Source organism: Spirillospora sp. NPDC047279 (genome assembly GCF_040643285.1).
Taxonomy (GTDB): Bacteria; Actinomycetota; Actinomycetes; order Streptosporangiales; family Streptosporangiaceae; genus Spirillospora.
In genome coordinates, this window is the sequence record NZ_JBEYUA010000005.1 from 472255 (window position 1) to 485318 (window position 13064).

10 protein-coding genes and 1 pseudogene are annotated in these 13064 nt (G+C 73.0%); 8 read left to right on the forward strand and 3 right to left on the reverse strand.

Going from position 1 to position 13064, the window contains the following annotated elements:
* The first annotated feature begins 77 nt into the window (after positions 1-77).
* The 3 genes from ABZ810_RS15735 to ABZ810_RS15745 all read left to right on the forward strand — a co-directional run bounded on the left by ABZ810_RS15735 (position 78) and on the right by ABZ810_RS15745 (position 2537).
* Positions 78-965: a sigma-70 family RNA polymerase sigma factor gene (locus tag ABZ810_RS15735; protein ID WP_358403486.1), complete on the forward strand. Its 888-nt coding sequence runs from the start codon at positions 78-80 to the stop codon at positions 963-965.
* Positions 962-2296 (forward strand): VOC family protein, encoded by a 1335-nt coding sequence (locus tag ABZ810_RS15740; protein WP_358403487.1) that lies wholly within the window; start codon positions 962-964, stop codon positions 2294-2296. The genes ABZ810_RS15735 and ABZ810_RS15740 overlap by 4 nt, the downstream gene beginning before the upstream one ends.
* A gap of 115 nt (positions 2297-2411) precedes the next feature.
* A complete protein-coding gene (locus ABZ810_RS15745) occupies positions 2412-2537 on the forward strand; it encodes a hypothetical protein (RefSeq protein ID WP_358403488.1) in 126 nt (41 codons plus the stop codon).
* 804 nt (positions 2538-3341) lie between these two features.
* Here the strand turns inward: ABZ810_RS15745 and ABZ810_RS15750 are convergent.
* Complete coding sequence (locus ABZ810_RS15750) at positions 3342-4601, reverse strand: MFS transporter (RefSeq protein ID WP_358403490.1); 1260 nt, start codon at positions 4599-4601, stop codon at positions 3342-3344.
* A gap of 467 nt (positions 4602-5068) precedes the next feature.
* On the opposite strand from ABZ810_RS15750, the gene ABZ810_RS15755 reads away from it, so the two are divergent.
* The 5 genes from ABZ810_RS15755 (at position 5069) to ABZ810_RS15775 (ending at position 12280) form a co-directional block, all read left to right on the forward strand.
* Complete coding sequence (locus tag ABZ810_RS15755) at positions 5069-5749, forward strand: (2Fe-2S)-binding protein (protein WP_358403492.1); 681 nt, start codon at positions 5069-5071, stop codon at positions 5747-5749.
* Positions 5743-7395, forward strand: a complete 1653-nt coding sequence (locus tag ABZ810_RS15760; RefSeq protein ID WP_358403493.1) for an ABC transporter ATP-binding protein — start codon at positions 5743-5745, stop codon at positions 7393-7395. The genes ABZ810_RS15755 and ABZ810_RS15760 overlap by 7 nt, the downstream gene beginning before the upstream one ends.
* A gap of 18 nt (positions 7396-7413) precedes the next feature.
* Positions 7414-9186, forward strand: coding sequence for an ABC transporter ATP-binding protein (locus tag ABZ810_RS15765; RefSeq protein WP_358403495.1), 1773 nt, complete (start codon positions 7414-7416; stop codon positions 9184-9186).
* 166 nt (positions 9187-9352) lie between these two features.
* Positions 9353-10903, forward strand: a complete 1551-nt coding sequence (locus ABZ810_RS15770; protein ID WP_358403496.1) for a M28 family metallopeptidase — start codon at positions 9353-9355, stop codon at positions 10901-10903.
* A 546-nt stretch (positions 10904-11449) separates the two neighbouring features.
* Positions 11450-12280, forward strand: a complete 831-nt coding sequence (locus ABZ810_RS15775; protein ID WP_358403498.1) for an LLM class flavin-dependent oxidoreductase — start codon at positions 11450-11452, stop codon at positions 12278-12280.
* Here the strand turns inward: ABZ810_RS15775 and ABZ810_RS15780 are convergent.
* Positions 12258-12497 (reverse strand): hypothetical protein, encoded by a 240-nt coding sequence (locus ABZ810_RS15780; RefSeq protein ID WP_358403500.1) that lies wholly within the window; start codon positions 12495-12497, stop codon positions 12258-12260. The genes ABZ810_RS15775 and ABZ810_RS15780 overlap by 23 nt on opposite strands.
* A gap of 274 nt (positions 12498-12771) precedes the next feature.
* Positions 12772-13032: pseudogene (locus ABZ810_RS15785) on the reverse strand (DUF4190 domain-containing protein); the annotation flags it as partial.
* Positions 13033-13064 lie beyond the last annotated feature (32 nt).

Consider the following 13064-nt stretch of genomic DNA (forward strand, 5'->3'; position numbering starts at 1 on the left):
GGTGTGCCCAGCCGACGCCCGGGAAAATCTTGGATTTCACCCGTCGGAGAACCGCGCCGCCGAGCGATGTAAAAGGTATGGGCCGACCACGACATCTGGAGCCGGATCCGGGACCGGCGCTGCTCGACCTCTACGACGCGGCGCTCCCCGAGGTCTACGGCTACCTGCTGTCCCGGTGCGGCCTGCGCACGCTGGCCGAGGACCTCACCGCGGAGACCTTCCTGGCGGCGGTCGAGGCGGTGCGCAAGGAGGCGCCACCGGAGTTGTCCACGGCCTGGCTGGTCGGCGTCGCCCGGCACAAGCTCGCCGACCACTGGCGCCGCGCCGACCGCGAGCAACGCATGCTGCGCGCCATTGACGGCGGCGGCCCCGACACCGACGACCCCTGGGACGAACGCCTCGACGCGCTGCTCGCCCGCGAAGTGCTCCAGGAGCTGGGCCCCCACCACCGCGCCGTCCTGACCCTGCGCTACCTGGACGGCCTCCCCGTCCCCCAGGTCGCCGAACACCTGGATCGCACCGTCCGAGCCACCGAGGCCCTCCTGGTCCGAGCCAAAGCCGCCTTCCGCCAGGAATACGACCGCAGATGCCCCACCCCGCGCCCCCCACACACCCCGCCATCACCCAGTCCGCACGCGCTCCCTCCCATCCACGACCAGCGCCCTCCCCCGGAGACCACACCTCCAAGCACCACGCCCCCGGGCACCACGCGGCCGGACACCGCACCACCAGACCCCGCACCATCGGACCCCGCACCACCCGACGCCGCACCACCCGACACCGCACCACCCGACACCGCACCACCCGACGCTGAATCACCCGGCACCGCAGCACCGCCCGGCGCATGCGCCGACGCCGCCCCCGGGCAACCCCCTCCAGACCCTCCGGAAAGGGCTGCCAGCAGCGGCCAGGGGCAGGAAGCCCCCGGCGACGCCATCGACCCGCGAAAGGAGGGTCCACGATGAACGACCCCTTCGAGGCCCTTCTCGAGCCGATCGTGCCGGTCGCCCCCGACCCGATCTTCGCGGCGCGACTGCGCGAGCGTGTACGGCACGCGCTGCTCCGAACCCTGGGAGACCCCATGACCACGAGCTCGCCGCTGGAAGCCCGGCTGCGTTCCCTGACGCCCTACATCTGCGTGGACGACGGCAGGCGCGCCCTCGACTGGTACGTCCAGGCGTTCGACGCGGTCTGGCGGGACGACCCGGTCGTCATGGACGACGGCAGGATCGGCCACGCCGAGCTCGCCATCGGCGACTCCGTCCTGATGCTGGCGGACGAGTGGCCCGAGCTCGGGCTGCTGGGCCCCAAGGCACGCGGCGGCCCCAGCCAGTCGATCTACCTGACCGTGCCGGACGCCGACCTCGTCGTCGACCGCGCCGTGGAGCTCGGCGCCGAGCTCACCCGCCCGGTCCAGGACTACCCGCACGGCCGCAACGGCGTCATCAACGACCCGTTCGGCCACCGCTGGATGATCACCTCGCCCGCGCCCGGGACACCCGCCGAAGAGCACACCGGCCCGCGCCACGGCGACGTCGGCTACGTCTCGTTGTGGCTCCCCGACGTCGAACGTGCCGTCGGCTTCTACGGCGGCGTGCTGACCTGGCAGTTCACACCCGGCAGCAGCCCGGAGGGGCGGCAGGTCACCGGCCTGCCCGCACAGCGCATCGGCCTGTGGGGCGGCCAGGAGCACCGCACGCTCTTCGTCTGCTTCACCGTGGACGACGTCGGCGAGGCGGTCCAGCGCGTCCGCGCCGCCGGCGGAGAGGCCGCCGAGCCCACCGAGGAGCCGTACGGGCTCATCTCCCTGTGCACCGACGACCAAGGCCTGACCTTCGCCGTCTACCAGCCCTCCGACGACCCCGGCCTCCCGGAGACCGGAGAGCCCACGCCCATCGCCTCGCTCCCGCCGAACGAGCCTCCCGCGGCCGACGCCCCTCCCTCCGGCTCGCCTGCCGACGGCGAGGTCGCCTACCTGACCTTCGAGGTCCCCGACTCCGAACGCGCCCGCGCGTTCTACGGCGCCGTGCTCGGCTGGGAGTTCACCCCCGGCCGAGTCACCGACGGCTGGCTCATCACCAACCGGGGCCGCGAGGTGTCTCCGCCCGCCGGTCTGCACGGCGGCCACGACCAGCCCACCGTCGTCCCGATGTACGCCGTCCGCGACATCACCACCGCCGTCAACCGCGTCCGCAAGTCCGGCGGCACCGCCACCGACCCCGAAACCCAGCCCTACGGCATCAGCTCCGAATGCACCGACGACCAAGGCACCCACTTCTACCTGGGCCAGTTCTGACCACCCCGCCACAAGCCAACGGCCGCTGTGACAACGGACGCGCTGGAGGCGCGCGATGACCAACGCGCGATGACGAACACGGTGGCGCGACCTGGTCTTCCAGGGGCGGCCCTCGATGGCGAAGAACGCCTGGCGGCCCAGGCGCAGGCCGATCGGGCTCTCGGCGGCGATCACGCCCGCCGGCTCGGCCACCCGCACGTCCAGGTCGGCGCGCGGCACGACCTCGGTGACCAGCCCGTGAACTCGGTGACGCACGTGCCGGTGGCGCGGTGACAAACGTGCTGACCGCCATCGCCACGAACGCGGTGACAGACACGCCGGGCTCGATGACGCACAGGCCCGTGGCGCCATGACGAACACGCGGCGACCGCCACGGTCACCGCCACCACGAGGAACGCGGCAACGAACACGCCGGGCTTAATGACGCCCGTCCTGGCGGCGCGGTGACGGGCGCGACCGGAGTCGGTGACGGACGTGCCGGGCTCGGTGACAGGCCTGCTAGCAGCGCAGTGACGGGCGTCCGGGCGGCGCGGTGACAGGCCTGCTAGCGGCGCGGCCAGGGGCATGCTGGCGACGCAATGACGCACGTCCGGGCGGCGCGGTGACGGACGTGCCGGGCTCGGTGACTGCCCTCCTGGCGGCGCAGTGACGGGCGTCCGAGCGGCACGGTGACGGGCGTCCGGGCAGCACGGTGACGGGCGTCCGGGCAGCGCGGTGACGGACGTGCCGGGCTCGGTGACTGCCCTCCTGGCGGTGCAGTGACGGGCGTCCGGGCGGCGCGGCAACAGGCCTGCTAGCAGCGCGGTCAGGGGTGTGCTGGCGGTGCGGTGACGGGCGTCCGGGGCGGCGCGGTGATGGGCGCGACGGGGTCGCGGTGACGGCGTGTGGGGGCCGGGCTGGTCGGGTGTAGGGCGGGCGCGAGATGCGTACGGTTGCTCCCGCGGTCACGGAGGGTGGCCCGCGTCCGGCGAGTGCGGGCCCCGGGTCTGCTCCGGCGTGCCTCGTCCGATCAGCACTGCCAGGGGCGGGCGTTGGCGGAGGCCGGCTAGACGCCCGCCGTGGAATGCGGGTGGGGACGTGAGGTGGGGTCGGTGGGGCGGCGCCATGGGAGTAGGAGGGGGGTCAGCAAGAGGAGGAGACCGGCTATCGCGACGGCTGTTCGGGGGCTGGTGACGGCGGCCAGCAAGCCCCACAGGGCTGTCATGGTCGCGGTGGTGGCTTTGCTGGTGACCGACCATGCGGTCAGCACTCGGGCGACGCGGTCCGTCGGGGTCTGGTCGAGCCTCCAGGTGGCCAGCAGGGGGTTGTAGACGCCTATGCAGGTGACCAGGCCGAACTGAACGACGATGACGAGGAGGAGCCCCCAGGTTCCAGGGCCGATGAAGGCCAACCCGATCGGCCAGCACACGCGCAGCGTGCCTGCGGTGAGCATGACCGCGTCCCGCCCGAACCTCCCCACGAGCCGACGCGACAGCCAGGAGCCGATCAGCCCGCCGACACAGGGCAGCGCGAACGCCAGTCCGTACTGCCAGGGCGCGAAGCCGAGATCTCCCAGCATCAGAACGGCGAGCAGCGGCGAGGCCACCATGATGAGGCCGTTCACCAAGATCGTGTTCAGGAACAGCGGGCGCAGGATGGGGTGGCCAAGGAGGTATCGCCAGCCTTCGAGCAGGTCACCGAGCCGCTGACGCTGCCGGGCGGCCCGCGGGGCAGACTCCTGCGTCGCGATCGCACGGATCCCCAGCGCGGACAGCAGGAAGCTGACCGCGTTCATGATCACCGTGATCACCGGGCCGAACATTCCGATCGCGGCCCCGCCGAGAGGAGGCCCGAGCACCGTGGTGGTCCATGTCGTGGACTCCAGCCGCGCGTTCGCCGCGAGCAGGTCCGCAGGCCGCACGATCGCCTTCAGGTACGCGCCGCTGGCCGCGCCGAAGCTGATGTCGGCCGTCGCGACCACGACCGACACGATCAGGAGCTGAACGAAGGTGAGGAGGCCGAACGTGAACGCGAGGGGAACGCTCATGAGCACCGCGAACCTGACCAGGTCCATGCCGATCATCACCGGCCGTTTGCGGTGGAGGTCCACCCATGGCCCGAGCGGCACCGCCACCGCGGCGCCCACCGCGAGCCCGGCGGCCGCCAGTGCCGACACCTGCGTCGGCCCCGCGTCCAGCACCATGATCGCGATCAGCGGGAACGCGTCGAACGCCAGCCGGGTCCCAAGCGCGCTGACCGCGTAGGAGGCCCAGAACCAGGCGAATGGCCGCCCCAGTGACCGCCTGCCCTCCCGTGGCCGCCTCACCCCCGGCGACCGTCTTGCCCCCGGCGGCTTCTTGACCTCCAGCGACTGCTCGGCCCCCATCGTTCACCTGCCACACCCGACCGACCCCGTCACGAACACCGACATCCAACGGGCAACAGATCCCCCGATCAAACAACCGCCTCGCGCCAGGCCACAACCACCGGTTGTAGACCCTGGCCCCGCGCACAGCCCGGGGCCCGCCGGGCGAGCCGCCACGACAGGCGCCCCCCGCCCCCACCACCGTCCATGGCTCAGGCCGGGCACGTCCAACGAGACCAGCCCGAGCGTCGGCGCCCCCGCGTCCCCTTCTCCGGTGCGCGACCGGAGAAGGGGACCACGGTCCGACGCGGACAGACACAGCCCGGGCAAGGCGGGGGGTGGCGGGGTGGAGTCGGGTGAGGGGTTGGGTGGGGTGGGGGTTGGGGTTAAGTTAGGCATGCCTTATTTGTGCGGGTCTCGGAGGTGCGGTGGAGGGGACGTTGGTCGGCGGGCGGGCGCTTGAGGCGCTCGGGCCGCTGGTGGCGGGCCTGCGCGCCGGGAACGCGGCAGGGGTGGCTCCCGGGCTGCGGGCGGGGACGCAGGACGGGTGGGCGTCCGTCGAGGACATGCCGCTGGAGGAGATGATCCAGGCGGCGGCGGAGCGGTGGAGCGCTCCCCCGCATGTGGCGGCGGCCCTGTGGTGGAAGGGGTTCTCCTACTGGACGGCGCTGCCGGTGGTGATGGGGTGGGCCATGACGCGGCGCGTTCCGGTGATGACCATGGAGACGACGGCGGTGCTGCCGCTGTCGGAGGCGCCGCATATGCTCATCGGGCTGATCGAGCCGCAGGTGGCTCCCGGTGAGGGGCGGATCATCCGGGAGACGTTGATCGAGGGCCTGCACGCTCCCGTGATCGAGAGGTTGAACGCGCTGACGCGGGCCGGGCGGAGGGGGCTCTGGGGCTCGGTGGCGGAGGCGTTCGTGGAGCCGTTCGACCTGCTCGGCATGCCAGGTGCGGCAGGGGCCGAGGAGCTGACGGCGGCGGTCGGGGGGCCGATCGCCGGACTGATCGACATGACGTCCGGGCGGCGGCGCACGTGTTGCCTGTGGGTGACGCTGCCCGGCAACGACGCCTGTCCGACCTGCTGTGTGAAGGAGCCGGCGTGCTGAGACGCGCGATCATCGGTCAGTGGCGGTACACGACGGGCGGCTCGTTGCTGGCCGCCGGGCACCAGGCGGGCGAGGCCCTCGTGCCCGTCGTGATCGGGGTGGTGATCGACGAGGCGGTGTCGACCGGGGACACCGATGCGCTGCTCCGCTGGATCGCCGTTCTGGCGGCGGTGTTCGCCGGGCTCTCACTCAGCTACCGGTTCAGTTTCCGCGCGGCCGAGCGGGCCTCGGAGCAGGCCGCCCATGAGGTGCGGCTGGAGCTGACCGAGCGGATCCTGCATGCCAGGGGCGGTGCGGAGGCCGGGCGGCTGCCGGGCGAGCTGGTCAACATCGCCAGCGGTGACGCCAAGCGGGTGGGCGCCGTGCACCTGGCGCTGGTCGCGGGCATCGCGGCGCTGGCCGGTCTGATCGCGGGCGGGGTGGCGCTGCTGCGCGTCTCGGTGCCGCTCGGGCTGGTCGTGCTGCTGGGGATTCCCCCGGTGCTGCTGCTCGCGCATCTGATGGGCAAACCGCTGGAACGGCGGAGCGGCGCCGAGCAGGAACGCGCGGCGCACGCGTCGGGGGTGGCCGCGGACCTGGTCTCGGGGCTGCGGGTGCTGAAGGGGCTCGGCGCCGAGCCCACGGCGGTCGATCGTTACCGGCGGACCAGCCGCGACTCGCTGGCGGCGACGTTGCGGGCGGCGCGCGCGCAGGCCTGGCACGACGGCGGCATGCTGGCGCTGACAGGGATCTTCATCGCGGTGGTGGCGCTGGTCGGCGGCCGGCTCGCCGCGTCCGGCGACATCACGATCGGGCAGCTGGTCGCCGCGGTCGGGCTGGCGCAGTTCCTGCTCACCCCGTTGTCGATCATGTCGTGGGCGAACGGCGAGTTCGCCCAGGCGCGGGCGTCCGCGACCCGCATCGCGGCGGTGCTGGCGACGCCGCACGCGGTCGCCGGCGGCACCGGCGACGTGCCCGCGGACGTGCGGGGCGGGCTCAGGCTGCGCGACGTCTCGTACGAGTCGTTGCACGGCCTCGACCTGGACGTCGCGCCCGGCGAGCACGTCGGGGTGGTCGCCGATCCGGCGGTGGCCACCGCGCTGCTGCGGCTCCTCGGCCGCGCGGCCGACCCCGACGGCGGGACGATCGAGCTCGACGGCTGCCCGCTCACCGAACTGGACCCGACCGCGATCCGTACCGCCGTCGTGGTCGCCGAGCACGACGCCGACCTCTTCGAGGGCACGCTGCTCGACAACGTGGCCGCCGCGGGAGAGGCCACCGACGCGGCGATGTCCGCCGCCGCGGCCGACGAGGTCGCCGGTTCGCTGCCGTCCGGCACCGCGACCCCGCTGACCGAGCGCGGCCGGTCGTTGTCCGGCGGGCAGCGCCAGCGGGTGGCGCTCGCCCGCGCGCTGGCCGCCGTCCCGCCCGTCCTGGTCCTGCACGACCCGACGACGGCGGTGGACGCGGTGACCGAGGCGCGGATCGCCGCCGGCGTCCGCGCGGCCCGGGCCGGCCGTACGACGATCATGGTGGCCACCAGCCCGGCGCTGCTCGCCGCCGCCGACCGCGTGGTGTACGTGGCGGACGGCGCCGTCGTCACCGAGGGCACCCACGCCGACCTGGTCCACGCGCACGACGCCTACCGCGCCGCGGTCCTGGCCTGACCGAGCCGAGGAGAACGCATGCCCCCCGAGGACCAGCGCGAACTGCTGCCGACCGCCGACGCCGCGCGCACCCGCGCCGCGCTGCGCGAACTCGCCCGCCCGCACCGCACGATCGCGGTGGCGGGGCTGCTGGTGCTCGCCGCCGCGACCTCGGTCGGGCTGCTCACCGCGCCCGTGCTCGGCCACATCATCGACCTGGTCGCCGACGGCCGCCCGGCGAGCGCGATCACGACGCCGGTCACCTGGCTCGCGGTGATCGCGGCCGTTCAGGGCGTCGCGACCGCCCTCGGCATCATCCTGGTCGCCCGGTTCGGCGAGAACATGCTGGCGACCCTGCGCGAGCTGTTCGTCGAACGCGCGCTCGGGCTGCCGCTCGAACGGGTCGAACGCGCCGGATCAGGCGATCTCACCTCCCGCGTCACCAACGACGTCACGATGATCACCGGCGCGTTCCGGGACGCCCTGCCCGCGCTGGCCCGTTCCGTCCTGACGCTGGGCCTCACGCTGGTGGCGCTGGCGATCCTCGACTGGCGTTTCCTGCTGGTCGCGCTGCTGGCGGTGCCGATCCAGGCCTGGACCGTGCGCTGGTACGTCCGCCGCGCGGTCCCGCTGTACGCGGCGCAGCGCGTGGCGGTCGGCGACCAGCAGCAACGCCTCCTGGGCACGATCGGCGGCGCCTCGACCGTGCGCGCGTTCCGGCTCAACGACGAGCACGTCGGCCAGGTCGCGACCGCCTCCGGCAAGGCCGTCGACCTCGCGCTGCGCGGCATGCGCCTGGTGACGCGCTTCTACTCGCGCCTCAACCTCGCCGAGTTCGTGGGCCTGTCCGCGGTGCTGGTGATGGGTTTCGTGCTCGTCCGCAACGACGCCGTCAGCATCGGCACGGCGAGCGCCGCCGCCCTCTACTTCCACAGCCTCTTCACCCCGATCAACATCGCCCTCGGCCTGGTGGACGACGCCCAGGCCGCCACCGCCGGCCTGGCCCGCCTGGTGGGCGTCGCCGACCTCCCCGCCCCGGAGGCCCCCGGCGACGCGGACGGGTCTCGGGCGCATGTGGGCGCCGCCGTTCAGGTCCGTGAGGTCGAGTACGCGTACCGGGCCGGGCACCCGGTGCTGCGCGGGATCGACCTGGAGATCGCGGCCGGGGAACGCGTCGCCCTCGTCGGGGCGAGCGGGGCCGGGAAGACCACCCTGGCCAAGCTGATCGCGGGCGTTCATCATCCGGACGAGGGCACCATCACCGTCGGCTCGGACGGGGCGGCGATGAACGGCGCACGCACGGTCGCGCTCGTCACCCAGGAGGTCCACGTGTTCGCCGGCACGCTCGCCGACGACCTGCGGCTGGTGGCGCCGGACGCCGGCGACGACGAACTGCACGCCGCGCTCGACCGCGTCGGCGCGCTGAGCTGGGCGCAGGCGCTGCCGGACGGTCTCGGCACCGTCGTCGGCGAGAGCGGTCACCGGCTCACCGCCGCGCAGGCCCAGCAGCTCGCGCTCGCCCGCCTCGTCCTCGCCGATCTGCCGGTCGTGGTGCTGGACGAGGCCACGGCCGAGGCGGGCAGCGCCGGCGCCCGCGTGCTGGAGGCGTCGGCGGCGGCCGCGATCGAGGGCCGGACCGCGCTCATCGTCGCCCACCGGCTCACCCAGGCCGCGCAGGCCGACCGGGTCGTCGTCCTCGACGGCGGCCGGGTCGTGGAGAACGGCGCGCACGACGACCTCGTCCGCGCCGGCGGCCGGTACGCGGCGCTCTGGGAGGCCTGGTCGGACGACGCCCATCACAGCCGGACGTGATCGACAAGATCAGGAGTGGGTAGGTAGCCCCCGTGGGGCTGGCGGGGGCGTCCGAGGCATGCGAGCACTCCAGGACGAACCGTTCCTCATACGGACATCACTGACCGTTCGTGACGGTTCTCGGGAGGCCGTGCTCCGGCCGGAGCACGGAGTGAAGGAGTTCGCGATGCACCTTCGTGGTACGGCGTACCGGGCCACCGCCGTGGCGACTCTCGCCGCGCTGCCGCTCGGCCTCACCACGGCGGCCAGGGCCGAGCCCCGTCCGGACGCCTTCGCCACGTCGATCCCGGTGGCCGCGGTCGAACGGCACCTGGAGGCGTTCCAGGAGATCGCCGACGCCCACGGCGGCACCCGGGCGTCGGGGACCCCCGGGTACGCGGCGTCCCGCGACTACGTGGCCGGCCTGCTCAGGAAGGCGGGCTACGACGTCAGCGTCCAGCCGTTCGAATTCCCCTTCTACCGCGAGAACAGCACACCGACCCTCGAGCGGGTCTCGCCGAAGCCCAAGTCCTACAAGCCGACCCTGCCGGACGGCAGCGTGGTGGGCGACTTCGCGACGATGGTCTCGTCCCGGAGCGGTGACGTCACCGCGACCGTGCAGGGCGTCGACCTCCTGCTGCCGCCGCCCGCGAAGCCCCGTTCCACCTCGGGCTGCGAGGCGTCCGACTTCTCCCGGTTCAAGCCGGGGAACATCGCCCTGCTGCAACGCGGCACCTGCGACTTCAAGGTCAAGGCCGTCAACGCCCAGGCGGCGGGCGCGTCCGCCGTGATCATCTTCAACGAGGGCCAGTCCGGGCGCACCGACACCCTGCTGGGCCGCATCACCGGCGCGGACGTCACCATCCCGGTGGTCGGCGCCGACTTCGCCCTCGGCAAGGACCTGGCCTCCCCCGCGGGAACGGTCGCCCGGATCAGGACCGACACCGAGAGCGAGGTCCGCACCACCTGGAACGTCCTCGCCGAGTCCACGGCCGGCGACGCGGGCAAGGTCGTCATGAGCGGCGCCCACCTCGACTCGGTGCTCGCCGGCCCCGGCATCAACGACAACGGCTCCGGCAGCGCCGCGCTGCTGGAGGTCGCCCTCCGCATGGGCGAATCGCCGGTGAAGAACAAGACGCGCTTCGCCTGGTGGGGCGCCGAGGAGCTCGGCCTGCTCGGTTCTGAGCACTACGTCGAGGCCCTGCCCCGGAACGAGCGCGACCGGATCAGGCTCTACCTCAACTACGACATGGCCGCCTCGCCCAACCACATGCTCGGGATCTACGACGGCGACGACTCCGACAAGGAGGGCGCGCCCGCCGGCCCGCCCGGCTCCGACGCGATCGAGAAGACCTTCGAGCGCTATTTCGACGCCCGGCGCGTCCCGCACACCGGCACCGACTTCAGCGGCCGCTCCGACTACGGCCCGTTCATCAAGGTCGGCATCCCGGCCGGCGGCCTCTTCACCGGCGCCGAGGGCCTCAAGACCGCCGAAGAGGCCAAGAAGTTCGGCGGCACGGCGAAAGCCGCGTACGACGCCTGCTACCACCTGGCCTGCGACACCACGGCCAACATCAGCCCCAAGGCCCTCCTCCTGAACACCGGCGCCATCGCCCACGCGACCATCACCTACGCCAACGCCACCAACCTCCCCGGCCCCCAGGCCCGCTCAGCCACCCGCCGGATCACCCACAAAACAGTCCCACCTCATCCCCACGACCACCACATCACCCACTAACCCCGCGTCCGCGCACATACGGGCGCCCGCACCCTGTCATGCCAACATGACGCACCCGTGCGACCACCGCGCACGCGCAACGAGCGCGGCGCCTACCCGTGATGTCAGCCGCACACCTAGGGCCACCGTGCGGGGTGAGACAACCGCACACACATCCACACGCGAGCCCGGGTCAGGGCGAGTTCGTGGACCAGCCCCATACATCTGGCTCCAGACGTGCACGTCATGCTGCTAGCCGTGAGCTTCGGGGTGCTAGTGCGAGTGGGCCCACCGGGTGCGACCGGGTATCTGTTCGCTCCTCCCCCGGGCGTCGGGCCGGTCGGGCACGGGGGCCGGCCGTGGCGCACGACGAGGCCGTGCGCGTAGTCAGGGCGATGAGGATCGCGCTGGCCGCGCAGCGCGGGCGGGTGCGGGTCTGATCTCGTGTGATGGGTGCTCACTGGCGCTGGCCTTGACAAAGTAAGGTTGAGGCTGGTGTTCGGGTTGGGCGAAAGGGTGCGGGCGTTCCATCCTGGTCGTGGACGGCTTGCTTACTGGAGGTGGCTCGTGGACGGTCTGCGTTCGGGACTGTGGTTGCCGTTGTTCGACGAGCTCGCTGATCCGCGGGTGGTGGCGCGGGTGGCCGGGGAGGCGGAGGAGGCCGGGTGGGACGGTGTCTTCGTGTGGGATCACCTGCGCTGGCAGGCGCCGGTCAGCCGTGTCGGGGATCCGTGGATCACCTTGGCGGCGATCGCCGCCGCTACCGAACGGGTGCGCATCGGGCCGATGGTGACGCCGCTCGCCCGGCGGCGGCCCGCCAAGGTCGCGCGGGAGACGGTGACCCTCGACCGGCTCAGCGGCGGGCGGCTGGTTCTGGGGGTCGGGTTGGGCGACGACCGGTTCGGCAGGGAGTTGTCAGGCACCGGCGAGCAGGTGGACGACCGGGTGCGCGGCGCGATGCTGGACGAGTCGCTCGGCGTTCTCGCCGCGGCGTGGACGGGCGAGCCGGTCACGCATCACGGGGAGCACTACACGGTCGACGACTTCACGTTCCTGCCGCGGCCCGTCCAGCGGCCCGGGATCCCGGTCTGGGCCGCGGGGCTGCCCGGCAAGGTCAGGCCGCTGCGGCGTGCGGCGCGGCACGACGGGTTCTTCCCGGTCAACCTCTCCCATCCCGACCAGCTGGCCGAGGTCACCGGCATGCTCGCCGGGCTGCGCGAGGACGACGGGGCGTTCGACATCGCCGTCGGGCCGCCGGTGGGCGTCGATCCCGCGCCGTACGCGGCGGCGGGCGCGACCTGGTGGCTGCCCGAGTTCGACCCGGAGGCCTTCACCCTGGACGAGGTGCGCGGTGTGGTCCGGGACGGCCCGGCGGTCAGGGCATCATCGGCCTCTTGAGCGGGCCCCTACCGGCGACGACGAAGCAGAGGACGGTGCGGACGTTCGACTTCCAGTGCCCTTCGGACGGGGACAGGGACGTGTACCGGAGGTCCTGCGACGGCGGGTTCCTCTTGAAGAACCTGGTGAGCAGGCGCTCGCACCTGTCGATCACCTGCCGGCCCGCCTTCTCCTGACCAGGCCAGGCCCCCGCGGGCAGCGAGGTCTTGACGATCATCTGCGCGGTGTGCGGCAGGACGTGGTCGCGACGAACGCGGCCCGCAGCCTGAGCGGGGATTCCTTGACGCACTCACCGGCGCGCAGGGGCCGCCGACACGACGACGCACTGGATGACGCGGTCGCCGCGGGCGCCCCAGCGCCAGGCCCGTTCGGTCGGACACATGGAGCTGAGCTGCGACTCGGGCTCTCCGGAGTACTTGGCTCGAGACCGGCGGTCGCCGGGATTCGCCGCCCCCGCCGACCAGCGACGCGGTGACGATGACAGTGAGGATCACGACCCAGACCATGGACGCGGCGATGCCGGCGACGGCCGGCCCGCGCCCGCGCCGTCCCCGGCGGTCGATCTGAACGAGGGCGGCGATGCCGAGCGCCAGGCCGACGACCGCGCCGCAGCCGAGGGCACCGGTGATCAGCGACGCGACGGCCAGCCCAGTGGTCGGCTCGGAGGGGTGGGACGGCGGCTGCCCTGACGAGGGGTAAAGGCCCGTTCCGGTGGGCGAGTACGAGTGCGGGGGCGAGGTGGGACGCTTGATCGTTCACCTCGGTGGCCAGCGGAGTCGCGTGC